Below are 25980 nucleotides of genomic sequence, written 5' to 3' on the forward strand. Positions count from 1 at the left end.
CGCCCGGCCAGGGCTGCGGGACGCCAGCTACCCGCTGGCACTGGTCCCGGTGACGCGGTACAACTCCCGCTGATCCGGGGAGGACGGAAGGATCCAGATAGCGTGCTCAGGTACCTCGCAAGGCGCGGCCTCATCTATGTGGTCATGATTTTCCTGACCACCTCCGCGGGCTACTTCCTTGCGGTGAGTTCCCTGAAGCCTGCACTGCTCGAGCAGGAACGCATTCCGCGCCCAACTCCCGAACAGGTTGCCACCTCGATGCGACTGAAGGGACTTGACCCGGACCTCAGCCCCTGGGAGCGCTATGTCGACTGGCTGACCGCCATCGTCACCCGCTGGGACTGGGGCAGGAGCCCCAACGGGGCCTTCATCAACGCGGAGTTCGGCGACAGGGTCTGGATTTCCACCAGGTTGTTCCTGGCATCCATCGTCCTGACCCTCGTCATTGGCGTGGCCCTGGGGGTCTACTCCGCCGCCCGGCAGTACAAGTTCCAGGACCGGGTCATCACCTCCTACAGCTATCTTGCATACATCGTGCCCGCACCCATCGCCTACTTCCTGGTGCAGCTCGGAGCCATCAACATCAACGAGTCCGTGGGTGAGCGCATCTTCTTCGTCACCGGAATCTCCACCCCAGGGATAGAACCGGGCTGGGGGCAATTCGTGGACATGCTGGCGCATTACGCGGTACCCACCGTCGCCATCACCCTGGTGGGGTGGGGTTCCTACCAGATCGCCCAGCGCCAGTACCTGCTGGACAACGTGAATGCTGATTTCGTCCGGACGGCCCGTGCCAAGGGCCTCAGCCGCAACCAGGCCATAACCCGGCATGCCCTGCGGGTTTCCTTCATCCCGGTGGCACAAAGCATCGCCTTCACCATCCCGGCCATCTTCGCCGGTGGATTCTTCGCGGAAAAGATCTTCGCCTGGCCCGGCGTCGGTTCCTGGAGCATTGACGCCATTTCGCTGCAGGACGTGAACGCCGCCACTGCCACCCTCGCCTACGGTTCCGTCATTTTCGCGCTTGGCGCCATCCTGGCCGACTTCGCCACCACACTGGTTGACCCGAGAGTGAGGGTGCAGTAGCCGTGACCAACCTCAATGCCGTCGATCCGGCAGCCGCGGCGCAGGACGCCCACCTGGAGGGCGCCGACGCCGTCATAGGCAAGTCCACCATCATCTTCCGCCGCTTCATGCGGAACAAGACAGCCGTGGCCGGCCTGGCAATCTTCCTTGCCCTGACCCTGTTCTCCTTCGTGGGCGGGTACTTCACGCCCTGGGACAAGGAAACCATCGACCCCTTTAGCATCGGGATGCCGCCGTCCGCCGAGCACTACCTGGGCACCTCCCAGGCCGGCATCGACCTCTACGCCATGACCGTGGAAGGAACCCGGATCTCCATCCTGATCGGCCTGGTGGTGGGCCTGGTTTCGGTCCTCATAGCCGCGGTCTACGGCTGCACCATGGCCTACTTCGGCGGCAAAGTGGACAAGCTGATGCTCTTCGTCCTCGAAGCGCTCATCATGATGCCGGCACTCCTGGTTGTCGCCGTGGCCACCAGCGGCGGCGGAGCGGGACTCAAACAGGACCTGCCATCCTGGCTGCTGCTGATCATCGTGCTGCTGGTCTTCAGCTGGATGGGAACCGCACGCCTCATCCGTTCGCTGTCCATGTCCCTCATGCAGCGGGACTTCGTCAAAGCAGCCCAGTACATGGGTGTGCCGCCGCGCCGGATCATCTGGCGGCACCTGGTGCCGAACATCGGGTCGCTGCTGGTCCTGGACATTACCCGCGGGGTCACCGCCGCCATCCTGGCCGAGGTTGCCTTCTCCTTTATCGGCATCGGCATCAAGCTCCCGGACGTAAGCCTCGGCGTGCTGATCGGCGGCGCCACCTCCCAGGTCCAGACCTTCCCGTGGATGTTCTGGGTGCCCCTGACCGTAATGTTTCTCCTCACCGGGTCCCTGGCCATGATGAACGACGGCCTGCGTGACGCCTTCGACCCCAGCTCCAGCTCCAGCGGCAAGGCGCGGAAAAACAGAGCCCGGAACAACGGAATCCAACAGGCACCTGTGCAGAAGAAGGCGTCATGAGCAGCGAAACCACCGCCGGGCCGGCGGAGTCCACGGGGTCGCCGGCGGAGCGGCTCCATATAGCCGGGCTCTCCGGCCCCACCGACGCCGTACTGTCGGTCCGCGACCTGCACGTCCGGTTCAACTCTGAAAACGGCGTTGTCCACGCAGTCCGCGGCATGGACTTCGACCTGATGGCCGGCAAGACGCTCGGCATCGTGGGAGAGTCCGGCTCCGGCAAGTCCGTCACATCCCTGGCCATCATGGGCCTGCTGCCCCCAACCGCCGAGGTCTCCGGCTCCGTCCGCCTCAACGGCCGTGAACTGCTCGGCCTTAGCGACAAAGCCATGTGCGGTTACCGCGGCAACGAACTGGCCATGGTCTTCCAGGACCCGCTTTCCTCCCTGACGCCCGTGTACACAGTGGGCAGCCAGATTATTGAAGCGCTCACCATCCACAACCCCGGCATGAGCAGGCAGGCGAAGGAAGCGCGCGCCGTCGAACTCCTGGCCATGGTGGGGATTCCCAGCCCCAAGCACAGGCTGAGGGCCTTTCCGCATGAATTCTCCGGCGGCATGCGCCAGCGCGTGATGATCGCCATCGCCATCGCCAACAACCCTCGGGTCCTGATCGCGGACGAGCCGACGACGGCGCTGGACGTCACCATCCAGGCGCAGGTCCTTGAGGTGCTCCACACGGCACAGGAAGAGACGGGCGCCGCCGTCGTCATGATCACCCACGACCTGGGCGTGGTGGCCGGCATGGCCGACGACATCATGGTCATGTACGCGGGCAGGCCGGTGGAGACCGGCGCGGTGGATGACATCTACTACAACGCGCGCATGCCCTACACCATGGGCCTGCTGGGGGCCGTACCCCGGGTGGACGTCGCTGAAAAGACGTCCCTGGTGCCCATCGAGGGCATGCCGCCCAACCTGATCCATACCCCCACCGGTTGTTCGTTTGCGCCCCGCTGCCCGCTGGCCTCCGAGGCCTGCCTGGACGGCGAACCCGCGCTGGCACCAGTACCGGGAAGCGCCCTTCACCGCGCCGCCTGCATCAAATCCGGGGCCTTGGGCGGTGACGTGGACGTCCGCGACGTCTTTTCCGCTCCGCCGGTGCCGGTGTCCCGCTTCGATGCCATTGCCCGCGGGGAGCGCACAGCTGTCCTGGAGCTCAAGGACGTGCGCAAGCACTTCCCGCTCACCAAGGGAGCCCTGATAAAGCGCCGCATCGGTACCGTCAAGGCCGTGGACGGGATCAGCTTCGACATCCGCGAGGGGGAGTGCTTCTCGATCGTGGGCGAGTCAGGTTCGGGAAAGACCACCACCCTCCTGGAGATCATGGAGTTCCACAAGGACCAGGACGGCGAAGTGGTCATCGGCGGCCTGAGCAACAAGCAGGCCGCGGATGCCAGGACCAAGGGCGCCATGCGCCGGGAACTGCAAATGGTGTTCCAGGACCCTACCGGTGCCCTGGACCCGCGGTTCACCGTCTACGAAGTCCTCGCCGAACCGCTGCAGAACGCAGGCATGGACCGGCAGGCCGCCAAGAAACGGATCATGGAGCTGATGAGGCTCGTGGGCCTGCAGCCGGACCACGTCAACCGCTTCCCCAACCAGTTCTCCGGCGGCCAGCGCCAGCGGATCGGCATTGCACGCGCGCTGGCCGTGAACCCCAAACTGGTGGTTCTTGACGAGCCCGTTTCGGCCCTCGACGTTTCGGTGCAGGCAGGGGTCATCAATCTCCTGGACAGGCTCCGTGCCGAGCTGGGCCTGAGCTACCTCCTGGTGGCGCACGATCTCTCCGTGGTCCGGCACATCTCCAACCGCGTTGCCGTGATGTATCTGGGCAAGATCGTGGAGATCGGCGAGGTTGACCGGGTCTTCGGCAACCCACGCCATCCGTACACGCGGGCCCTCCTGTCCGCCATTCCGGTACCTGACCCCCAAGTGGAACGCACCCGCGAACGCGTCATCCTCAAGGGCGACCTGCCCTCCCCGCTGGACGCTCCCAAGGGCTGCAACTTCGCCACGCGGTGCCCCGTCTTTGCCGCACTGCCGCCCGCAAAGCAGGAAAAGTGCCTCACCCTGGAGCCGCCGCTGGAGCCCGTGACGCCCTCAATGGCGGCACGGACCCTGGAGGCTGCCCCCGTGCCGCTGCCGGACCAGCGCTTTGCCTGTTTCTTCCCGGACGGACCGCTGGATGAGGACATGCTGGTGGTCCACGACACAGCGGACCACCATGCACCCCACGATTAGCCGACCCATCACTCCACCAGCACCAAACGAAGGGAAAACCATGAGGAATCTGAACAGGATCGGCGGGGCAGCTGCCATTGCTGCTGCCCTGGCGCTGACGGCCTGCGGCGGTGGTGGCGGTGCCACTGGCCCCGAAACGGCCAAGGGGCAGGAGGCAGGCAGCGACCTGTCCAAGCTCATCAGCATCAACGAGAAGCCTGCAGCCGATCTTGAACAGGGCGGCAAAGTGACACTTCCGCTGGGCAGCATCGGTCCGGACTTCAACGGGTTCTCCAACAACGGCAACAGCTCGGACAACTCCGCGCTGATGGCTCCGATCAACCCGGTTGCGGTGTCGGGTGGCGGCATCGGCGGCTGCTGGAAGGTCGATTTCGAGGGCAAGGCGAGTCCCAACAAGGACTTCTGCGAGTCCGTGGAAAGCGACATGGTTGACGGCAAGCAGACCGTCACCATCAAGGTCAACGAAAAGGCAACCTACAACGACGGCACGCCGATCGACATCAAGGCCTTCCAGAACACCTGGAATATCCTGAAGAGCCCGGACGCCGGCTACGACATCGTGACCTCCGGTTCCTACGCCTTCGTGGAGTCGGTCGAGGCCGGCAGCAGCGACAAGGAAGTCATCGTCAAAATGACGCAGCCGGTTTACCCCCTGGAAGACCTGTTCTTCGGGCTGATCCATCCGGCCGTGAACACGCCGGAGATCTTCAACGAGGGCTTTGTCGGCGAGATGCACCCGGAGTGGATGGCCGGCCCGTTCAAGGTGGACCAGTATGACCCGGCCGCCAAGACCCTCTCCCTGGTCCCCAATGAAAAGTGGTGGGGCACAAAGCCGGTCCTGGAGAACGTGGTCTTCCGCCAGCTGGAAACCAGCGCCCAGATCGCGGCCTTCAAGAACGGCGAGATCGACGCGATGTCCGCTAACACCATCGCCCTTTACAAACAGCTGGAAGGCACCAAGGACGCCGAGGTCCGCCGCGGCCAGCGCCTGTTCGCCGGCGGCCTGAACATCAACGCCCAGCGGATCACCGACGTCGCCGTCCGGGAAGCCATCTTTGCCGCAGTGGACCGCGAGGCCCTGCGGAAGGTCCGGTTCAACGGCCTGAACTGGGAGGAGCCCAGCTCCGGTTCCATGATGCTCCTGCCGTTCTCGGACTACTACCAAGACAACTACCCCGTGAAGGAGACCGGCCCGGACGCCGCCAAGAAGGTCCTGACCGACGCCGGGTACACGGAGAACGCCAGCGGCGTCATGGAGAAGGACGGCAAGCCTGTCTCCTTCAAGATCAGCAACTTCGGTGACGATCCCACCACGCTGGCCTTTACCCAGACCCTGCAGAAGCAGCTCCAGGCCGGCGGCATGGACGTGGGCATCGACCAGCGGGCCTCGGCCGACTTCGGAAAGGTCATCGGCGGCCGCGAGTTCGACCTGAGCGTCTCCGGCTACACCGTTGGCGCCGACGCGACGTCCACCGTCAAGCAGTACTACGACTCCAAGACCAACGAAAACGGCCTGGGAGACGCTGAACTGGACAAGAGGATCGCCGAGCTCGCCTCCATCGAGGACAACGCCGAACGGAACAAAGCAGCCATGGAAGTGGAGAAGGAGCACATGGCGAAGTACTTCTCCATGGGCGTGGTCATGAACGGCCCGCAGATCTCCTTCGTCCGCACCGGCCTTGCCAACTACGGCCCGTCCCTGTTCCAGAGCCTGTCCCAGGTTCCGGACTGGACCACCCTTGGCTGGGAAAAGAAGTAACCCCTAAGACGCTCTCTCACTTCATGCAAAAAAGTGCCAACGCTCTCTCACTTTTCCGTGCGACAGACGGCGGGAAGTGAGAGAGCGTTTGGGTGTAAAGCGCAGGATATGAGAGAGCGTCGGGAGTAGCGTAGCTTCCATGACCGGAACTGCTGCTGAACGCCCCATCCGCACTGCCGTCGTCGGGTACGGCCTGGCAGGGAGCGTCTTCCACGCCCCACTGATCGCGGCCGACCCCAGTTACTCGCTGGACGTCATTGCAACGTCCGACGCCGGCAGGCAGGGGGCTGCCACCGCCCGCTATCCGGGGGTCAAGACAGTCCGCGACGGCGACGCCGTCCTGGACGTTGCGGACCACCTGGACCTGGTGGTGCTGGGAACCCCGCCGGCCACGCACTACCCCCTGGCCAGGGCTGCCCTGGAAGCGGGGCTGGACGTTGTGGTGGACAAGCCTTTCGCTGTCACCAGCGCACAGGGGCAGGAACTGATCGAACTGGCCCGGAAGCTGGGCCGGGTGCTGACGGTCTTCCACAACCGGCGGTGGGACGGCGATTATCTGACCCTGCGGAAATTGCTGGCGGTGGACGCCGTGGGCACCGTGACCAGGTTCGAATCGCGCTTCGAGCGCTGGTCCCCCATCATCGCCAAAGCCTGGAAGGCGCGCGCCACGGCCGCCGACGGGGGCGGTGCGCTGTTCGACCTGGGCAGCCACCTCATTGACCAGGCGCTCCAGCTCTTCGGCCCGGCCGCGGTGACCCATGCCGAGCTGCGGGCTCGGCGCTCTGAGGAGCGGGCGGATGATGATGTGTTCGTGGTGCTGCGCCACGAGACGGGGGTCCTCAGCCACCTGCACATGAACATGCTCTGCGCGCAGCAGGCCCCGCGGTTCCGCGTCCTGGGTTCGGTGGGCGGCTTCACCAAGCACGGCGTGGACCCGCAGGAACCTTACATCGTGGCCGGAGGCAGCCCCCTCGACGAGGAATACGGGGTGGAGTCACCGGAATGGGCAGGGCTCCTGGGCCGTGACGGCCACCTGGATGCCCTGCCCACTGAGCGGGGGGCCTATCCCGAGTTCTACCGGCTGCTGGCCGGGAAGATCCACGACGGCGGTGCCGCCTCCGCGGCGCCCCTTCCCGTGGACCCAGCAGACGCCGTCGAGACCCTGAAGATCATCGAGGCGGCACGCGCGCTGGCCCGGTAGCGCCTCCTGCTACGCCGAGACGAGTTCGTGCCAGTCGGCCACGAGGGGCAGGTTGTGGGCTTCCGAAACCGAGTGGTGTGCAACGTGGCCGGCGGCGATGTTGAGCCCTGCCGCCAGGGCAGGATCACGGTCGAACGCGGCCTTGACGCCGAGGTTGGCCAGGGCCACCGCGTAGCGCAGGGTGACGTTGGTCAGTGCGTACGTGGAGGTGTTGGGGACGGCGCCGGGCATGTTCGCCACGCAGTAGAAGATGGTGTTGTGCACCTTGTAGGTGGGTTCCTGGTGCGTGGTGGGATGGGTGTCCTCGAAGCAGCCGCCCTGGTCCACGGCGATGTCCACCAGGACAGAGCCGGGCTTCATCCGTGCCACGAGGTCGTTGGTCACCAGCTTGGGGGCTTTCGCGCCGGGGATCAGGACCGAGCCGATCACCAGGTCCGCGTCCACCACGGACTTCTCGATCTCGTACTTGTTCGAGGCCACCGTCTTCAGCCGGCCCTGGTACTGGGCGTCCAGTTCGCGGAGCCGGTTGATGTTGATGTCCAGGATGGTGACGTCTGCGCCGAGGCCCAGCGCCATGGCTGCAGCGTTGGTTCCGGCGACGCCGGCGCCCAGCACAACAACCTTGGCAGGGCGGACGCCGGGCACGCCGCCCAGCAGGATGCCCTTGCCGCCGGCGGGGGCCATCAGCGAGGAGGCGCCCACCTGGACGGACAGCCGGCCCGCAACCTCGGACATGGGCGCGAGCAGGGGCAGGGTGCGCCCCTCCTGCACTGTTTCGTAAGCGATGGCCGTGACGCCGGAGTTGATGAGCTCGCGGGTCAGTTCCGGCTCGGCGGCGAGGTGGAGGTAGGTGAAGAGGATCAGGCCCTTGCGGAAGCGGTGGTACTCAGCCTTGATGGGCTCCTTGACCTTCATGACCATGTCCGCACGGGCCCAGACGTCGTCCGCCTCGTTGACAATTTCCGCGCCGGCGATCGAGTATTCCTCATCGGTGATGCCGGAGCCGAGGCCCGCGCCGCGCTCCACCAGGACCGTGTGGCCATGGGTGCGGAACTCGTGGACGCCGGCGGCAGTGATGGCCACCCGGAATTCGTTGTTCTTGATTTCTTTGGGGACACCGATGATCATCGTGGGCTCCAGGTTCTCGGCCGTGTGGGCCGGAAAGTGCGGAAGGTTCTGTGTTTCCACGATAAATCCGGTTGTGAGCCAGCTGACACGGAGCAGTGCCGCACGGACGAGGACCACCGCGGAATTCTGCGGATTTCACCCGCTCTCATTCGACAGATGTCGAGCCTTGGAGCGTCAGGTGTCGCCTGCTGTCCGTTCGTCCGCCCCCGCCCAAAAGCAGTAGTGTTGCCCCATGCAGCAGGGAGTGGAGCAGCTCGTGGAGCAGGTGGCGCAGAAGCTCGGCCGCGGGCTGTCCCTCGAGGACCTGGACGGGGTGCTGCTCGCCTACAGCTCCAACCAGTCCCACGCGGACCGGGTGCGGGTGAACTTCCTGCTCAGCAAGAAGGTGCCGGCGGACGTCAGCGCCTGGCAACTCTCGCACGGCATCGCCACCGCCGTCCGGCCAGTGGTGGTCCCGGCCAACCCGGACCTGGGGATGCTGGGCCGCGTGTGCGTCCCGTTGATGGTCCGCGGTTTCCGCGTGGGATACCTGTGGGTGCAGCAGGACTCGGCGGAGGAAAATCCGGCTGCAATCCTCACCCAGCTTCCGGCAGTCAACCACGAGCTGGAACTGCTGTCCGGGCTGCTGCTGGATTCCAACACGGCCGAATCGGAGTACCGGCGGAGCCGTGAGCGGGAGTTCCTGGCTGCCTGCGCCGGGGAACCAAACGCGGTGGCGGCCGTGGCCGGGTGGAAGGAAGTCCAGGGGAAGGGGCCCTGGCAGATGGTCACGGTCCTCGACGCCGACGGCTGGGCCAGCGGTCCCGATCCCATTGCCGCCACCCTGACCCACCGCTCCACCGCGCTCCAAGCCACCGTGGGTGTTGATGCCGCCCTGTTCAGCGCCGGCACCGAGACGCACTCTGTGGTGCTGTTCCGCGAATCGACAGGCCGGGCCAACCACGCCCAGGTGCTGGTGCACTACCAGCTGGAACTGGCCAAACGCTCGGGCCGGCCGGTTCACCGCATCATCCTGGGCATCAGCGAAGGCTTCAGCCGGACCCGCCAGCTGTCAGAGGCGTACCGCCAGTCCAGGGTTGCGGCGCAGGCCGCCGCGGTGGACCCGCAACTGGGCGAGCTGGTGGACTGCCGGGCCGCCGGCGTGTATCAACTGCTGGCCTCGGCCGGGGGAGGGGTTGGCGCCTGGGCGGACTCCGGCTCGGTCTACTTCCGGATGCTGGAGGACCACGACCGCAACGGTGAGCTCATTCCCGTCCTGGAACTCCTCTATGACAACGACGGCTCGGTGCAGGACGTTGCCGCCCGGCTGCACCTGCACCGCAGCAGCATCTACAACCGGCTGGGCAGGATCCGGCAGCTCCTGGGCGTGGACCCGCTCAAGGGGCTGCCCCGGCTGGAACTCCACGCAGCCCTGAAGATGCGGCGATGGGCAGGCCGGCCAAGGATCTAGGCGTCCTGCCCGTCCACCGCTTCCTGCGGGCCGGCCTTCCTCCTGGATTCCTTCTTCTGCTGCTCCAGTTTCTGCTGTTCAAGCTTCTGCTTGTCCAGCCAGGCCATGATGGCCGCCAGCGGGATGCGTCGGTGTGAGCCGCGGTATTCCACCGGGATCTCGCCGCGGTCCGTCATGTTGCGGAGGTAGGTGTGCGAAACGCCGGCCAGTTCCGCCGCCTTGGAGGTGGTCAGCATTTCCTCAACGCTGCTGACGGTCACCGCTTCGCCGCGGCTGAACCGGTGGAGGAGATCGACGACGGCGTCGCGCGCCAGGGGCGGCAGCCGGTGGACAGTGCCGTCCACGAAAACGGTGATGTCATCGCTGCCCGCAAGTGCCCGCTCGAGCTTGTCGGCATCTTCCCGCGGAAGGGCGCCGGTCATCCGGGGAGCTATCAGTGCCATGATTTCAGCCTACCGGTGCCCTGTTGCGGCGGACGGTATGCTCGGCTGATGGAATTGAGTGGCGGACAAGATGTGGAACACGGCGGCCTGCATGGAAAGCTCTATGCTTCGGTCCTGCCTGCCGCTGTCGGGGCCAGGCCTACGTACGTGCTGCTGCACGGTATCGGCGTCTCCCACCGCTACCTGGCCCGGCTGCATCAGAAGCTGGCCAAGACAGCGGACGTCTACACCCTCGACCTGCCGGGCTTCGGCAATGCGGACCGCCCCCGCCGGAGGCTGGAGGTTGAAGACTATGCTGCCTTCGTCACTGCCGTCCTTGCCGGCGCCGGGGTGCGAAGCTATGTGGCCGTGGGCCATTCCATGGGAACCCAGCTGGCAGTGGACCTGGCCCTGCAGGAACCCGGCCAGGTGTCCGGCGTCGTCCTGATGGGGCCGGTGGTGGATGACAGCCGGAAGTCGGTGGCGCGGCAGTCCCTGGCACTGACCATGGATGCCATGTTCAGCGAATCCCTGTCCGCCAACGTCATCGTGTTCGGCGACTACTTCCGGGCCGGCCTGCGCTGGTACCTCACGGAGCTGCCGGTGATGATGGAATACCCCATCACCGAGCGCCTGGCCGGCGTAACCCAACCGGTGCTGGTGCTCCGGGGCGAAAAGGACCCGATCGCCCGGCGCCCGTGGTGCGCACGCCTGGCCGGCGTTGCCCCGCAGGGCACCGCCGGCGAAATCCCCGGGCAGGGCCACGTGTTCCAGCACACCGCCCCCGAAGCGGCAGCGGAAACCATCAGCGGATGGGTCCGTGCCGTGGACGAGTTCGGCGTCAGCGCCTGATCAGAGCCCCAGCTCCTCCAGGACGGGCAGCTTCTCCCGCACCCATGCCCGGGCCTCAGTGGCGCTCGGTGCGGACAACGCCAGCTTGGCAAGTTCCTGCGCCTCGGAGAGCGTAACGGTCTTCAGGACGGCGGCCACGGCCGCGATGGAGCGCGCGGTCATGGACAGCGTATTCACGCCCAGGCCTGTCAGTACGACGGCGAGGGCGGGGTCCGCGGCAGCCTCGCCGCAGACGCCCACGGGCTTGCCGCTGCCTTCTGCCCGGGAGCCTTCAACGGTGAGCCCCACCAGGCGCAGGACGGCCGGTTGCCACGGGGTATTCAGGTTGGCGAGCGGCCCCAGCTGGCGGTCGGCCGCCATGGCGTACTGGGTTAGGTCGTTGGTGCCCAGGCTGGCGAAGTTCACCTCGCGCAGAATGGATTCGGCCGTCAGGGCAGCGGAGGGGACCTCCACCATCACCCCGGGGTTCCTGATTCCGGCGCCTGCGCACATGGAGGCGAAGTGGGCAGCCTCTTCTGCCGTCGAGATCATGGGTGCCATCACCCACACGTCAGCCTCTGACTGCTTCTCCGCCAGGGCGATTGCTTCCAGCTGGCGGTCGAGGACCCCGGGCGTGGTGAAATCGGTGCGGTAGCCGCGGACACCGAGGGCCGGATTGGGTTCAGTGGAGTCAGTCAGGAACGGCAGCGGCTTGTCCGCGCCGGCATCAAGGGTGCGCAGGACCACTTTCTTGCCCGGGAAGGCATCAAAAACACTCTTGTAGGCTGCGGCCTGTTCTTCAACGCTGGGCTCGGTGTCCCGCTCCAGGAAGCAGAATTCCGTGCGGAACAGGCCCACGCCCTCGGCGCCCAGCTTGGCGGCCGCCTCGGCATCCTTGCCGCCGCCCACGTTGGCGAGCAACGGCACAAGGTGGCCGTCCGCCGTCGCGCCCGTACCGCTGAACTCGGCCAGCAGGGAAGCCGTGGCCGCCCAAGCTTCCGCAGCAGCGCGCAGGGATCCGTCAGGCTGGGAGGTGATGTTGCCGGCGGCCCCGTCCACGTAGACTTCGGTGCCGTCCGGGAGTTCGTCCACGCCCACCGCGGCGACCACGGCGGGGAGGCCAAGGGAGCGGGCAATAATGGCGGTATGGGACTGCGGGCCGCCGCCGGAGGTCACCAGGGCCAGGACCTTGTTGGGGTCCAGGGTGGCTGTATCGGCCGGGGCAAGGTCCTCGGCCACCAGGATGAATGGTGAGTTGGAGCTGGGGATGCCCGGCGCGGGGACACCGCGGAGTTCAGCGACGATCCGGGCACGTACGTCCAGGACGTCGGTGGCCCGTTCGGCCATGTAACCGCCCAGGTTATGCAGCATTTCCGAAACTGAGGAGCCGGATTCCCAAATGGCGCGCTCGCTGGACACCCCGCGGGCAATGAGCTTGCTGGCGCCCTTGATCAGCATGGTGTCCTTGGCCATCAGTGCGGTGGCTTCGAGGACTGCCTTGCCATCGCCGGTTGCGTGGGCGGCGCGTGCCTTCAGTTCATCGTGTACTGCCTGGGATGCCGCCTTCAGGGCTGCAGTTGCTTCCTCGGCCGTCGTGCCCGGTGCCAGCTGTTCACCGGCGGGAGGTTCGCTGATCGGTTTCGGCATCTGCCGGATGACTCCGATGACGCGGCCTGGACTGACGCCTACTCCTGGGAAGTTCTGCACTGAAGGTCCTCATTCTCTTCCGGTAGCCAGGCGCGTCATGATCTCCGGCGCCATGCCGGCACCGCCCGGGGACTGCTACGTCCAGGGCGGGAAACGTGCCTGAAAAAAATTGTATGTGATTCAGTTCATATAGCAATGCTATAGGTGCTAGGGTAGCGGTTATGAGTTTGGATGGCCAGCTTCCCCCCAAAATGCGACTGCTGCGTGCGGCGGCCGAACTGCTGGCAAAGTCCGCGGGAGCTCCCGTCTCCACCCGCCAAATCACACAGCTGGCAGGGGTTTCGGCTCCCACCCTGTACCACCACTTCGGCGACAAGGAAGGGTTGTTTGACGCCGTCGTCGCCGCGGGTTTTGAGGAATATGTCGCGGGCGAAAGGGATTTCGCCCCCTCCGGGCACCCGATTGAGGACATCCGGAGAATGTGGGACAACCATGTGCAGTTCGGGCTGAACCAGCCGGAGCTGTACCTGGTGATGTTCGGCAATATCCGTCCGGAGAGCCGCCCCGCCATCGTTGCCGATGCCGAGGCCCTGATGGAGGAGATGCTGAACAAGGCAGCGGCGGCGGGCCAGCTGAACGTCCAGCCCCGGGAAGCGGCCAGGTCCATCCTGGCGGCCAACGTGGGCGTGACGCTGATGCTGATTGCGGAGCCCGCCTCCGAACGGAACCTCGAACTGTCCACCATGACCCGGGACGCCATGATCTTCGCGGTGTCCGCCGAGCCCTCCACGGGTCCGGTTCCGGGCGAGACCGGGAAGTCCTCGGTAGTGGTGGCTGCGATCGCCCTGAACGCCGCACTTCAGGCCTCGCACTCAGACCAGCTCTCGAGCTCGGAACTCAAACTCTTCCTCGAATGGCTGCACAGGATCTCCACCAGCCCGGCCTGAAGCAGCCTCCTGCGCATTACCCCGCTAGACAGCAATACGTCGCTCGTCACCATCGGACCATCCTGCACAGCCGCAGGACAGACGGTTAGGAAATCACATGGCAACAGAAACAGTTGCGAAACCCCGCACCAGCTTGCGGGTTGGCGTCCAGAAGTTCGGAACGTTCCTCTCCGGAATGATCATGCCCAACATCGGTGCCTTCATCGCCTGGGGCCTCATCACGGCGCTCTTCATCGAGAAGGGCTGGCTGCCGGTTCCCGAACTGGGCGGCTTCGGCACCAACGCCGAAGGCGAGCCCAACACCGGGCTCGTGGGACCAATGATCACCTACCTGCTGCCCCTGCTGATCGGCTACACCGGCGGCAAGATGGTCTATGACGTCCGCGGCGGCGTGGTGGGGGCCATCGGCACCATGGGCGTGATCGTCGGCGCCGGCATCCCGATGTTCATCGGCGCCATGATCATGGGCCCCCTGGGCGGCTGGACCATGAAGAAGATCGACTCGATCTGGGACGGCAAGATCCGCCCCGGCTTTGAGATGCTGGTGAACAACTTCTCGGCAGGCATCTGGGGTGCCCTCCTGGCCATGCTGGGCTTCTACGCGATCGCTCCGGTGGTCCAGGCCTTCAGCACCGGAGCCGGGAACGTAGTGCAGTTCCTGGTGGACAACGGCCTGCTGCCCCTGACCAGCATCTTCATTGAGCCGGCCAAGGTCCTCTTCCTGAACAACGCCATCAACCACGGCGTCCTGACCCCCCTCGGTGTCCAGCAGTCCCTGGAACAGGGCAAGTCCATCCTGTTCCTCCTGGAGGCAAACCCCGGTCCGGGCCTGGGCATCCTGCTGGCCTACATGTTCTTCGGCCGCGGCGCCGCCAAGGCGTCCGCTCCTGGCGCAGCCATCATCCACTTCCTCGGCGGCATCCACGAGATCTACTTCCCGTACGTGCTGATGCGCCCGCTCCTCATCCTGGCTGCCATCGCAGGCGGTATGACAGGTATCGCCACCCTGGCCATCACCGGTTCCGGCCTGGTTGCCCCGGCAGCCCCGGGCTCCATTTTCGCGGTGCTCGCCCAGACCTCCCGCGACAGCTACCTGGGCGTGATCCTTGCGGTCCTGCTGGCGGCAACGGTGTCCTTCCTGGTGGCCTCGGTGATCATGAAGACCACCAAGCACAGCGACGAGGTCGACCTCAATGACGCCACCTCCCGGATGGAGCAAATGAAGGGCAAGAAGAGCTCCGTTGCCTCCACCCTGGCGGGTGCCGGCGCAGGTGCTGCCGCAGGCGGCGGCGTCGGCGTCCTGGCCGGACCGGTGCGGAACATCGTGTTCGCGTGCGACGCCGGCATGGGCTCAAGTGCCATGGGCGCCTCGGTGCTCCGGAACAAGATCAAGGCTGCCGGTTTCCCGGACGTCAAGGTCACCAACGCCTCCATCGCCAACCTCAGCGACACGTACGACGTGGTGATCACGCACCAGGACCTCACCGAACGCGCCAAGCCGGCCACGTCCAGCGCCGTCCATTACTCCGTGGACAACTTCATGAGCAGCCCGCGCTACGACGAGATCGTTGAGCTGGTCCGTGAAAGCAACACCGAAGGCAGCACCGTGCCGGGCACCGAGCCCGCTGCCGGAAGCCCCGGCGGCGCGCACGCCGCCGGCGCTCCCGCCGACGCTGGCGCGGCCGGAACCGCTGCCGGGGCAACCACCGGAGCCGCGGCCGGCGCCGGCGAGATCCTGGCCCGTGAAAGCGTGGTGCTGGACGGCTCGGCCACCACGCGGGACGCCGCCATCGACGAAGCCGGCCGGCTGCTGCTGGCCCGCGGCGCCGTTGATGAGGGCTACATCGCGGCCATGCATGAGCGCGAGGCGTCCGTCTCCACCTACATGGGCAGCTTCCTGGCCATCCCGCACGGCACAAACGCCGCGAAGGACCACATCCGCAAATCCGCGGTGTCCGTGGTCCGCTACCCCGAGGGCATCGATTGGAACGGCAAGCAGGTGAAGTTCGTGGTGGGCGTCGCAGGCGTCAACAACGAACACCTCCACATCCTGTCCTCCATCGCGAAGGTCTTCACCAACAAGGAACAGGTGGCCCGACTGGAAGCCGCCCGATCCGTGGACGAAGTCCTGGAGCTCTTCGGAAAGGTCAACGCATAGTGAAGGCTGTACATTTCGGTGCCGGGAACATCGGCCGCGGCTTTGTTGGACTGCTCCTGCATGACGCAGGGTACGAGGTGGTCTTCGCGGACGTGGCTGATGCCCTCATCGCGCAGCTCGCGGAGGCGGATAGCTACCGGGTCCACGAAGTGGGGGAGTACCCCGCCGTCCGGACCGTGGACAACTTCCGCGCACTGAACTCGAATACGCAGGAAGCGGAACTCGTCGCGCAGATCTCCACGGCCGATATCGTCACCACGGCCGTGGGCCCGCACATCCTGAAGTTCGTGGCGCCGGTCCTCGCCAGGGGCATCGCCGCACGCGAAGACGGGATGGCGCCGCTGCAGGTCATGGCCTGCGAGAACGCCATCAATGCCTCGGACATCCTGGCCCGGGAGGTGGCCTCCCGTCCGGAGGCTGCCAACGGGGCACTGGAAGGGCGTGCGGTGTTCGCGAACACAGCGGTGGACCGGATCGTTCCCAACCAGGAAGCCGGCAAGGGCCTTGATGTCACAGTGGAGACCTTCTACGAGTGGGTCATCGACAGGACGCCTTTCGCCGGTGCCGCCCCGTCCATCCCGGGGGCAACCTTCGTGGACGAACTCTCGCCCTACATCGAGCGGAAGCTGTTCACGGTGAACACGGGCCACGCCTCAGCAGCCTATTTCGGGTTCGAGGCAGGCATCGAAAAGATCTCCGATGCGATGGCCGACCAGGACGTGGCAGAGGATGTACGTGCGGTGCTGGAGGAGACCAAGCAGCTGCTGGTGGCCAAGCATGGCTTCAGCAACGACGAGCAGGAGGCCTACGTCCAGAAGATCCTGGCCAGGTTCTCCAACCCGCACCTGCCGGACACCGTCAACCGGGTGGGCCGTGCGCCGCTGCGTAAGCTCGGCCGGCATGAGCGGTTCATCGGCCCGGCCGCTGAACTGGCGGAGCGCGGTATGGTTCCGGAGGCCCTGCTCGGTGCCATCGCCGCTGCCCTGCGCTTCAACGATCCGGCAGACACCGAGGCAACGGAACTGGCCGGCATCCTGGCTGCCAACAGCCCCGCGGACGCCACAGCGAAAATCACCGGGCTGGAGCCGGGGCACCCGCTGTTCAGCGCCGTCGCCACCCTGGTGGAGGAACGGCAGGCGGAGGTGGCGCGCACGCCCGCCTGACCCCGCTCCTGCTTCCGCAGCACCCGACGTATTGCTCAACGCACGACGCCGGCACTTCCGCAAGTGCCGGCGCCGTGCGTTGTGATTCCACCACCTATCAGCCTAAACAGCGACCCTCTCTCAGCTTCGGCGGGTAGAAGCCGGACGCCCGCTCACTTCTGGCGGGTATGAGCCGGACGCCCGCTCACTCCTGTGCAAGGCTGGTCCGGTGACTTCCGCCCCTGATGCCCTGCCTCCTTTGCTGACCGCCGACGTCGACGGCGGCACCTTCCGCCTCCGCCGCGCCACGCGTGCCGACCTTCCCGCCGTCGTATGCCTGCTGGCTGACGACGCACTGGGCGCGGGCCGTGAAACCGGTGGGGATATGGCTCCCTACGAGCGGGCCTTCGAAGCGATCGACGGCGATCCGGCCCACCTGCTGGTGGTGGGCGAAGTGGTGCCGCGCGGCGAAGCTGCCGGTCCGGTCATTGCCACGTTCCAGCTGAGCTTCCTCCCGGGCATATCCCGGCAGGGTGCCTGGCGCTCGCAGATCGAAGGCGTCCGGGTGGGTGGCGGCTGGCGCGGTCGGGGCATCGGAGAGCTCATGGTGCGCTGGGCCATTGACGAGTCCCGGCGGCGGGATTGCGCGCTGGTGCAGCTGACCACCCACAAGTCCCGGACCGACGCACACCGTTTCTATGAGCGCCTGGGATTCGAGGCAAGCCACGAAGGCATGAAGCTGGCGCTGTAATGCCGCGGGAAGTGAGCGGGCGTTGGCTCCAGAACCGCCGGAAGTGAGCGGGCGTCTAGGCCTTCACGGAGCCCTTGGGCACGAACAGCGTCTCGGCCTGCTCCAGGGACATCCCGTTGGTTTCCGGCACCTTGAACATCACGAAGAAGAACGACGCCGCCGCGAACAGCGCGTACATGGCGTACGTCAGCGGCAGGGAACCGGCAGCCATCACGGGGAAGCTGAGGGTGATGGCGAAGTTGGCCACCCACTGGGCTGCCGCGGCCAGGCCCAGGGCGCGGGCACGGATCCGGGAGGGGAAGATTTCGCCCAGGAGCACCCATACCAGCGGGCCCCAGGAGGCGCCGAAGCTGATTACGAACACGTTCGCGGCCACCAGGGCAACCGGGCCCCAGGCGCCCGGAAGGGTCAGTTCGGAACCCGTGCCAACAGCGGAGGCGAAGGCCAGAGCCATGGCGCCCAGGGACACGGCCATGCCCACGGAACCGGCCAGAAGGATGGGCCGGCGGCCGATTCGGTCCACCAGCGCAATGGCCACCAGGGTGACCAGGATGTTGGTGACGGACGTCGCCACGGAGATGGCCAGCGAGTCCTTCTCCTGGAAGCCTACGGCCTTCCAGAGAGTGGTGGAGTAGTAGAAGATCACGTTGATGCCCACGAATTGCTGCAGGACGGAGAGGATGATACCCACCCAGACCACCGCCTGCAGCCCGAACGCCTTGCCGCGGAGCGAGCCCTTCTGGCCGGCCAGCTTGTCTTCCTCGATGGCTTCCCGGATGTCGCGGATGTGCCGGTCGGTGTCCTCTGCGGGAGCGATCGCGTCAAAGACCTTGCGGGCCTCGTCCTCCTTGCCCAGGAACACCAGGAAACGCGGGGACTCCGGGAGCGTGTAGGCAACCCAGCCGTAGACCACGGCCGGCAGGGCCGCGGCCAGGAACATCCAGCGCCAGGCCTCGATGCCCAGCCAGAACGCCTGGTCCGCGCCGCCGGCGCTGGTCGCGAACAAGGCATCGGAGAGCAGGGCGGCGAAGATGCCGGTGGTGATGGCCAGCTGCTGAAGTGACGCGAGCCGGCCGCGGATCTTGCGCGGCGAGATCTCGGAAATGTAGGCCGGCGCGATCACGGAGGCCAGGCCGATGCCCAGTCCGCCCACCAGGCGCCAGAAGATCAGGTCCCAGATACTGAACGCGAATCCGGTGCCGAGGGCGCTGACCAGGAAGAGCAGGGCGCCGAGCTTCATGGCGGGGATGCGGCCGTACCGGTCTGCCACCTTGCCGGCGAGGTAGGCGCCGGCGGCACAGCCCAGCAGGGCAATGGCGACAGCAAACCCGGTCACCGCCTCGGACAGCGCGAATTCGTCTTTCATGGCGTCGACGGCACCGTTCACTACGGACGAGTCGAAGCCGAAAAGGAATCCGCCCACCGCCCCTGCAAGCGCCAGCCAGATCACCCGCTGCGGTATCCGGGCGGTGGTCTGCTCCTGGGCAGTGGGCATGGTTCTCCCTGGGTTTGGGTTTGGTGGAATGCGGTGCGGACGTCGTCGGCTGCGGTACCGGCAAGAAGGGCCGGCGCACACGCGCTAAACAGTGTGGCACGTCACCGCCCTAGGTTCCACTTGGCAGCCTGCGCCCCTTAATAGGGGACGACGACGGCGGGCCGCGCCGCCGTCGTCGTCCTCCTTCTGCCGGGGGCAGTTAGTGCGCTGCCGCGGCTGCCGCCTCCGGAGAGGCCGCCCTCTGGTCGGTGAGCTTCTTGTTGGGGAGCGCGAAACTGATCAGGAACGCGATGCCGGTGAGGGCCGCGGCGGTGAACATCACCACATCGATGGAGTAGGCAAAGCCCTCGGTGATGGGCCGGGTCAGCACGCTGTTCGCGGTGTGCAGCCAGCTGGTGTCGTTCAGGGACTCGTTGGAGGCGCCGTCACGAAAGAACTCGTAGAGCTTGGCGTTGGCCGGGTCCGCGGCGACGGCCGGGTCCTGCAGCACGGCCAGGTAAGCGGGATCGGCCATCGCTGACTTCATGCTGTCAGCGATCCGGCGGGCAGCCAGGCTGAACAGGAGGGAGATGAACACGGCCGTTCCCACCGCGCCGCCCATGGACCGGAAGAAGGCCGCGGAGGAGGTGCCCACGCCCATGTCCCGCGGCGGAACCGAGGTCTGCATGGCCAGCGTGAGCGGCTGCATGCAGAAACCCAGCCCCACGCCGAAGAAGACGGCGATGACGCCCGGAACCCACAGGGCGGTGTCCACGCCTAGCGAGAAGCCCATCACCACGGCCGCCGCGGTGAGGATGCCGGTGCCCATGACAGGGAAGATCCGGTAGGTTCCCGACGCCGAAATGGTCCGCCCGGCCGTGATGGCCCCGGTCAGGATGCCCACGGTGAAGGTGATCATCATGAGGCCGGCCTCGGTGGGCGTCAGCCCCTTCACCAGTTGCAGGTACAGCGGCAGCATGGCGATGGCACCGAACATGCCGATGCCGATGATGAAGTTGAGCAGCGAGGACAGCCCGAAGGTGGTGTTCCGGAAAAGCCGCAGCGGGATCAGGGCGGAGTCGCCGGCCCGCTTTTCGGCCAGCAGGAACCAGGCGATGCCCGCCACGCCGAGTCCGTAGCAGAGGAACGAGTTCAGGGACGTCCAGCCCCAGCTGCGGCCCTGTTCGGCCACGAGCAGCAGCGGCACAATCGCCAGGGTGATGGCGGCGGCGCCCCAGTAGTCGATCTTCTGCTTGACGTGCTTTGCCGGCAGGTGCAGGAACAGGAACACCACGGCCAGTGCCGCCAGGCCGATGGGCAGGTTGATGAAGAACACCCAGCGCCAGCCGTCAAAGCCCAGGATGTTCGAGGAACCGGCGAACGCGCCGCCCACCACCGGACCGAGCACCGACGAGATGCCGAACACGCTCATGAAGTAGCCCTGGTACTTGGCCCGGTCCTTGAGCGAGACGATGTCGCCGATGATGGTCAGCGCCAGCGCCAGCGCCAGCAGGCCGCCCGCACCCAGGCCCTGGACGCCGCGGGCGAAGGCCAGCTCGGTCATGGAGTTGACCGAGCCGGCGTACAGCGAGCCAACTAGGAAGATGGCGATGGCAATGAGGTAGAGGGGCCGCCGGCCAAAGATGTCACTCAGCTTGCCGTACAGCGGCGTGCTGACCGTGGACGTGATGAGGTAGGCAGTGGTTGCCCAAGCCTGCAGCGACAGGCCGTCCAGGTCATTGGCGATAGTGTAGATGCTGGTGGACACGATGGTCTGGTCCAGCGAGGCGAGGAACATGCCCAGCATCAGTCCCACCATCACGGTCACGATCTGGCGCTGCGTCAGCGCTTCTCCGGCAGGTCGCGCCGCGGGGGCTTCGGGCATGGAAACTCCAAGGGTGGGGAAATGGCCGGCAGGGATAGTTGCTTTCAGTAACTATCGTACGCCCGCCGGTTATTCCCCATGCTGGAGATTCTTTTGCTAACGCTCCACGAGGATGCCGTCCGGATCGCACCACACCATGGCGCCGGGCCGGAAAGTCACGCCGTCCACCACTACGTCCACGTCCACCTCGCCCGCGCCGGCTTTGGCGCTCTTCCTCGGGTTGCTGCCCAGCGCCTTCACCCCGAGCTCAAGTTGTGCGATGGCCTCACGGTCCCTGATGGCCCCGTGAATCACGACGCCGGCCCAGCCGTTCGCCACGGCGCTTTCGGCGATCATGTCCCCCATCAAGGCCGTGCCCAAAGAACCGCCGCCGTCCACTACCAGCACATTGCCGTCGCCCGGCGTGGCTAAGGTGGACTTGACCAGGGCGTTGTCCTGGAAGCAGCGGATGGTCCGGATGCGCCCGCTGAAGTGGGAGCGTCCGCCCAAGGACTGGAACTGCAGTGCCACGGACGCCAGCTCGTCGCCGCGCTCGTCGTACAGGTCCGCGGTGTTGACGGTGGAAACTGAGTGTTCTTCTGCTGCTGGAGCCATCGGTTCTCCTGGTCTTGTGGCGGGGTTGCGGGCTGCCGCCGGGGCGGCACGCGGCGCTGTTGCTGCCCACGATAGTCTGATTCCGTCGTCAGCCGTCCGTCCCGGGGGAACAAGTCATGAACAGGTCCGATATACCCGCGCCACTGGAACGCGGTGCCGGGCCTGACGGTCCGGCGGCGGCGCTCGCCGAGCCCACGCAGAGGGTCACAGCCCGGTGGGTCACCGGGCTGGTGCTGGTCAACGTCGGCATCAACGCAGCATTCTTCGGCCCCATCAACGTCTTCATCGGGCAGCAGGCCATCAGTATCGATGCGCCCAGCAAGGAAGCCATCCTGTCGCTGGTCACGGCCTGCGGTGCAGCGGTGTCCCTGGTGGCGAATCCGCTCTTCGGCGCACTCTCGGACCGCACTACCTCCCGCTTTGGCCGCCGCGCCCCCTGGGTGCTGGCGGGCGCAGTGCTGGCAGCCGCCGCGCTGCTGGCCATGTCCGTGTCCCCAACTGTTGCCCTCATGGTGCTCTTCTGGTGCCTGGTCCAGCTGGGCGCCAACGCCGCCTACGCGGCCATCACCGCGGCAGTTCCGGACCGCGTCCCGGTACTCCAGCGGGGCGGAGTGGGCGGACTTGCGGCCATGGGCCAGACCCTCGGCATCCTCACCGGAGCGGTCTTCGGCGCCGTCGTCTCCGGAAACTTCATGGTGGGTTACTGGCTGTGCGCCGCCGCCCTGCTGCTGTCCGTGCTGCCGTACCTCTTCCACCGGAACGATCCCGTCCTGCACAAGGGGGTGCTGCGTCGGTTCCGGATCAAGGAGTTCCTTGTGGGATTCTGGATCAGCCCCCGGCTGTATCCGGATTTCGCCTGGGCGTGGCTGACCCGATTCCTGGTCAATGTCGGCAACCAGCTGACCATCGTCTACCTGCTCTTCTTCCTGCGGGACATCATCGGCCACGAGGACCCGGCCACCGGTGTGCTGGTCCTGACGGGAATCTACGCGGTCATGGTGATGGTCACCGCCGTAGTAGCCGGTCCCTGGAGCGACAGGGTCGGCAGGCGGAAGCCATTCGTTATCGGATCCTCCGCCATCATTGCCATGGCGGGCCTCATCATGGCGTTCTTTCCGGTCTGGCCGGGCGCACTGGCCGGCGCAGCCGTCCTCGGCGTCGGCTTCGGCGCGTACCTGGCCGTGGACTTCGCGCTGCTGACCCAGGTTCTGCCGCAGGCCCTGGACCGCGGCAAGGACATGGGCGTGATCAACGTTGCCAACTCGCTGCCCCAGGTGGTGGCGCCCACCCTGGCACTCCTGGCCGTCACCCGGTGGGGCGGCTACTCAACACTCTTCGTCATGGCAGCCATCATCGGCCTTCTGGGGGCCGTCTTCGTGGTCAAGATCAAGAGCGTGGCCTAACCGGCGGAAGACCGGGTAGTAAGGCCACTGACAAATACGTCATACAACCGTGTCGTATAGTTGATCCCTGACTGCAGGCGGACTCGGGATGGGGACGCTCCCGGCTGCTGCACTACAGGATCACAACCCCGGAATGCTGATGCCCGAAACCATTTCAGACCATCCGCCCATGGCCGCCAGGCCCTCCGCTCCTCGCCAACGGCTCCGCTATACCCGCATTTTGGAGTCCGCGGCCGCGTTTGCCCGCAAGGGCTTGGAGTCGGTGGAACTCGCGGAGGTGGCAGCCAAGGCTGATGTGCCGCTGGGCACGCTGTACCGGTATTTTCCGTCCCCCACCCACCTGATGCTGGCGTTGTACCGGCACCAGCTGGATGAATTACAGGCCGGCACCCGAAGTGGGTCTGCCCGGTTCCGCGGCCGCGCCCTGCCCGGACTGGTAATGGAAATCTTCCATATGCGGGTCATGCAGCCAGCCGTGGAACAGTGCCTGAGCCGCGGTATCTACGATCCGGACCGCGACACCACCGCGCTGCTGCGGGAAATCGACGTGCTGGGCGAGAAGGTGGTGGGCGCTGCGGCCACGGACGCTGTTGCTGCGCGCGTCCTGCTCCTGACTGTCACTGGTCTGGTCCAGTCCGTCCGGAACCGGCGCCTTTCCCTCTTCGAAGCCGAAGAGGACCTCAAAAAGGCCTGCGCCCGCCTCTCTCCGGGGGCCGAAGCCGGGTTCACACTGTCCCAAAGCGCGTAACCGGCCTAGACCAATCAGCCAATAAGTACGCCTTTATCTCGTGACGTGAGTCACAACTTTTCCCGATCAAGCGTTTTGGCACGCGTTGGCCGTGTCAAATCGTCGCGGAACCCGGAAAACCGCTGCCTACCATGGGGTCACCGGAGCAACAGGGAGGAACAAAACATCCCCACGCTCCCGCGGACCCGCCACCCCTGGGTTTCCTGTCGCACCATTCCCTTTGCCTGCGCCCGCCCGGGCGCCGGGCTTCCATGTGCCGTGTGCGCACGGCGAGCACCAGGAGACAACGACGTGTCCATTGACGCAATCACAGCCATTGACGATTCCGCTGCCACCCCGTTGACCGAGGATGAGATCTTCAGCGCCCACCAGGGCGGCAAGCTGACCATCGGCACCACGGCGCCGCTGTCCAACAAGCGGGACCTGTCCATCGCCTACACGCCCGGCGTGGCCGAAGTAAGCCGTGCCATCCACAAGCAGCCGGAACTCGCCCGCACCCTGACCTGGGCCGAGCGCCTGGTGGTCGTGGTGAGCGACGGCACCGCTGTCCTGGGCCTGGGCAACATCGGCCCCAGTGCCTCCCTGCCCGTCATGGAGGGCAAGTCCGCACTGTTCAAGACCTTCGGCGACCTGGACTCCATCCCCCTGGTCCTCAACACCAGCGATGTTGACGAAATCGTGGAAACCCTGGTCCGGCTCCGCCCCAGTTTCGGCGCCGTCAACCTTGAGGACATCGCCGCCCCGCGCTGCTTCGAACTCGAGGAAAAGCTCATCGAAGCACTGGACTGCCCCGTCATGCACGACGACCAGCACGGCACCGCCGTGGTGGCCCTCGCCGCGCTGACCAACGCCGCCAAGGTCACCGGCCGCAGCCTGGAAAGCCTCAAGGTGGTCGTATCCGGTGCAGGTGCCGCCGGCATCGCCGTCGCCGAGATCCTGCTGGCCGCCGGCATCAGCGATGTCGTCCTGCTGGACTCCCGCGGCGTCATCAACAGCCAGCGCGCGGAGCTGGCCGCGGACACCACCAGCAAGAAGGCCGATATCGCCGGCCGCAGCAACCCGCGCGGCGTCTCCGGCGGCCCGGCTGAGGCACTCGCCGGCGCCGACGTGTTCATCGGTGTCTCTTCCTCGAAGCTGGACGAGGACCACCTCGCGCTCATGAACCAGGACTCCATCGTGTTCGCCCTTTCCAACCCGGATCCCGAGGTGCTGCCGGAGGTGGCCGTGAAGTACGCCGCCGTGGTGGCCACCGGGCGCAGTGATTTCCCGAACCAGATCAACAACGTCCTGGCCTTCCCCGGCATCTTCCGGGGTGCCCTGGATGCCGGCGCCCGCCGCATCACCCCCGCCATGAAGCTGGCGGCAGCGCGGGCCATCGCCGAACTTGCCGCCGAGGACCTGTCCGCGGACTACATTGTCCCCAGCCCGCTGGATCCGCGGGTTGCCCCCGCCGTCACCGCGGCCGTTGCTGCCGCTGCGGCAGCAGGGTAATTCCTCCCTTGTGAAGTAACGACGGCGGTGCCTCCTTGCGACAGGAGGCACCGCCGTCGGGGGTTAAGGGCAGCGGCCATAAACTGGGGTGCATGAGCTCCGAGACCGTGGTGACCATCCTGTGCGGCCTGGCCATCCTGGTGGGTGTGGCCGGCACCATTATCCCGGTGCTTCCAGGCAGCATCCTGATCGGAGCGGGCCTCCTGGCCTGGGCCATCTGGGGCGGCGCGGGGATGGCGGGCTGGGTGGTCTTTGCGGTTGCCATTCTGTTCGTTGCCGCCGGCATGGGCGCCAGCGCCGTCCTCACCGGACGGAAGCTGAAGGAGCATGCCATCCCGAGCCGCAGCATCGGGGCCGCGCTGGTGGCCGGGGTGGTGGGCATGTTCATCGTCCCTGTGGTGGGACTTTTCGTCGGTTTCGCGGCGGGCCTGCTGATCAGCGAGTTCCTCCGCACCCGCAACATCGGCCGGGCGGCCACGTCCAGCTGGGCCGCCCTCAAAGCCACCGGGCTGGGCATGCTGGCCGAGTTCGGGCTTGCGTCCCTCGCGGCCAGCACCTGGGTCATCGGGGTGTGGATTGCAGCGGCCGGCGGCTGAACAGCTTGCAGCCGGGATTT

Annotated in this window: 21 protein-coding genes; 15 read left to right on the plus strand and 6 right to left on the minus strand. The window is 66.2% G+C overall.

Translation table 11 applies throughout. From position 1 onward, the window contains the following. The first annotated feature begins 102 nt into the window (after window positions 1–102). The 5 genes from AC5RUO_RS13165 (at window position 103) to AC5RUO_RS13185 (ending at window position 7293) form a co-directional block, all read left to right on the plus strand. Window positions 103–1086, plus strand: a complete 984-nt coding sequence (locus AC5RUO_RS13165) for an ABC transporter permease (RefSeq protein WP_494011524.1) — start codon at window positions 103–105, stop codon at window positions 1084–1086. Window positions 1087–1088: 2 nt separating this feature from the next. Beyond that, entirely contained in the window at window positions 1089–2093 is a 1005-nt protein-coding gene (locus tag AC5RUO_RS13170; RefSeq protein ID WP_494011525.1) for an ABC transporter permease, read from the plus strand. Beyond that, window positions 2090–4333, plus strand: a complete 2244-nt coding sequence (locus tag AC5RUO_RS13175; RefSeq protein WP_494103755.1) for an ABC transporter ATP-binding protein — start codon at window positions 2090–2092, stop codon at window positions 4331–4333. Before AC5RUO_RS13170 ends, AC5RUO_RS13175 begins: the two co-directional genes overlap by 4 nt. Window positions 4334–4373: 40 nt before the next feature. Beyond that, on the plus strand, window positions 4374–6092 hold the full coding sequence (locus tag AC5RUO_RS13180; RefSeq protein ID WP_494103756.1) for an ABC transporter family substrate-binding protein: 1719 nt from the start codon (window positions 4374–4376) through the stop codon (window positions 6090–6092). A gap of 139 nt (window positions 6093–6231) precedes the next feature. Further along, window positions 6232–7293, plus strand: a complete 1062-nt coding sequence (locus AC5RUO_RS13185; protein ID WP_494011528.1) for a Gfo/Idh/MocA family protein — start codon at window positions 6232–6234, stop codon at window positions 7291–7293. Between the two features lie 9 nt (window positions 7294–7302). Here AC5RUO_RS13185 and ald read toward each other — a convergent pair whose 3' ends face one another. After that, the gene (gene ald / locus AC5RUO_RS13190) at window positions 7303–8421 is read right to left on the minus strand and encodes an alanine dehydrogenase (protein ID WP_009357947.1); all 1119 of its coding nucleotides are present in this window, start codon (window positions 8419–8421) and stop codon (window positions 7303–7305) included. Window positions 8422–8653: 232 nt separating this feature from the next. Here ald and AC5RUO_RS13195 point away from each other — a divergent pair, with 232 nt between their 5' ends. Beyond that, a complete protein-coding gene (locus AC5RUO_RS13195; protein ID WP_009357948.1) occupies window positions 8654–9871 on the plus strand; it encodes a PucR family transcriptional regulator in 1218 nt (405 codons plus the stop codon). On the opposite strand, the gene AC5RUO_RS13200 is transcribed toward AC5RUO_RS13195, so the two are convergent. Beyond that, window positions 9868–10314, minus strand: a complete 447-nt coding sequence (locus AC5RUO_RS13200; protein ID WP_494103757.1) for a helix-turn-helix domain-containing protein — start codon at window positions 10312–10314, stop codon at window positions 9868–9870. The genes AC5RUO_RS13195 and AC5RUO_RS13200 overlap by 4 nt on opposite strands. A gap of 48 nt (window positions 10315–10362) precedes the next feature. Here AC5RUO_RS13200 and AC5RUO_RS13205 point away from each other — a divergent pair, with 48 nt between their 5' ends. Continuing rightward, entirely contained in the window at window positions 10363–11145 is a 783-nt protein-coding gene (locus AC5RUO_RS13205) for an alpha/beta fold hydrolase (protein WP_494103758.1), read from the plus strand. On the opposite strand, the gene ptsP is transcribed toward AC5RUO_RS13205, so the two are convergent. Then, entirely contained in the window at window positions 11146–12831 is a 1686-nt protein-coding gene (ptsP, locus tag AC5RUO_RS13210; protein WP_494011531.1) for a phosphoenolpyruvate--protein phosphotransferase, read from the minus strand. Between the two features lie 161 nt (window positions 12832–12992). On the opposite strand from ptsP, the gene AC5RUO_RS13215 reads away from it, so the two are divergent. The 4 genes from AC5RUO_RS13215 (at window position 12993) to AC5RUO_RS13230 (ending at window position 17769) form a co-directional block, all read left to right on the plus strand. Next, window positions 12993–13718: a TetR/AcrR family transcriptional regulator gene (locus AC5RUO_RS13215; protein WP_494103759.1), complete on the plus strand. Its 726-nt coding sequence runs from the start codon at window positions 12993–12995 to the stop codon at window positions 13716–13718. 97 nt (window positions 13719–13815) lie between these two features. Further along, window positions 13816–15876, plus strand: a complete 2061-nt coding sequence (locus AC5RUO_RS13220) for a PTS mannitol transporter subunit IICBA (RefSeq protein WP_494103760.1) — start codon at window positions 13816–13818, stop codon at window positions 15874–15876. Beyond that, the gene (locus tag AC5RUO_RS13225) at window positions 15876–17039 is read left to right on the plus strand and encodes a mannitol-1-phosphate 5-dehydrogenase (RefSeq protein ID WP_494011534.1); all 1164 of its coding nucleotides are present in this window, start codon (window positions 15876–15878) and stop codon (window positions 17037–17039) included. Before AC5RUO_RS13220 ends, AC5RUO_RS13225 begins: the two co-directional genes overlap by 1 nt. A gap of 208 nt (window positions 17040–17247) precedes the next feature. Continuing rightward, the gene (locus tag AC5RUO_RS13230) at window positions 17248–17769 is read left to right on the plus strand and encodes a GNAT family N-acetyltransferase (protein WP_494051884.1); all 522 of its coding nucleotides are present in this window, start codon (window positions 17248–17250) and stop codon (window positions 17767–17769) included. Between the two features lie 55 nt (window positions 17770–17824). On the opposite strand, the gene AC5RUO_RS13235 is transcribed toward AC5RUO_RS13230, so the two are convergent. The 3 genes from AC5RUO_RS13235 to rraA form a co-directional block, all read right to left on the minus strand. Beyond that, complete coding sequence (locus AC5RUO_RS13235; RefSeq protein WP_494011535.1) at window positions 17825–19264, minus strand: sugar porter family MFS transporter; 1440 nt, start codon at window positions 19262–19264, stop codon at window positions 17825–17827. A 199-nt stretch (window positions 19265–19463) separates the two neighbouring features. Beyond that, on the minus strand, window positions 19464–21128 hold the full coding sequence (locus tag AC5RUO_RS13240) for an MDR family MFS transporter (protein WP_494103761.1): 1665 nt from the start codon (window positions 21126–21128) through the stop codon (window positions 19464–19466). Window positions 21129–21224: 96 nt separating this feature from the next. Then, entirely contained in the window at window positions 21225–21722 is a 498-nt protein-coding gene (gene rraA, locus AC5RUO_RS13245; RefSeq protein ID WP_494051881.1) for a ribonuclease E activity regulator RraA, read from the minus strand. A gap of 116 nt (window positions 21723–21838) precedes the next feature. Here rraA and AC5RUO_RS13250 point away from each other — a divergent pair, with 116 nt between their 5' ends. From AC5RUO_RS13250 to AC5RUO_RS13265, 4 genes are all read left to right on the plus strand, one after another. Further along, window positions 21839–23125, plus strand: a complete 1287-nt coding sequence (locus tag AC5RUO_RS13250; RefSeq protein WP_494103762.1) for an MFS transporter — start codon at window positions 21839–21841, stop codon at window positions 23123–23125. A gap of 139 nt (window positions 23126–23264) precedes the next feature. Next, entirely contained in the window at window positions 23265–23873 is a 609-nt protein-coding gene (locus AC5RUO_RS13255; RefSeq protein WP_494051879.1) for a TetR/AcrR family transcriptional regulator, read from the plus strand. Window positions 23874–24164: 291 nt separating this feature from the next. Further along, window positions 24165–25364 carry an NAD(P)-dependent malic enzyme gene (locus AC5RUO_RS13260; protein WP_494051878.1) on the plus strand — a complete coding sequence of 400 codons (1200 nt, stop codon included), beginning with the start codon at window positions 24165–24167 and terminating at the stop codon, window positions 25362–25364. Between the two features lie 92 nt (window positions 25365–25456). Then, window positions 25457–25960 carry a DUF456 domain-containing protein gene (locus AC5RUO_RS13265; protein WP_494103763.1) on the plus strand — a complete coding sequence of 168 codons (504 nt, stop codon included), beginning with the start codon at window positions 25457–25459 and terminating at the stop codon, window positions 25958–25960. The last annotated feature ends 20 nt before the right edge of the window (window positions 25961–25980 follow it).

Source organism: Arthrobacter sp. Y3221087 (assembly GCF_059089905.1).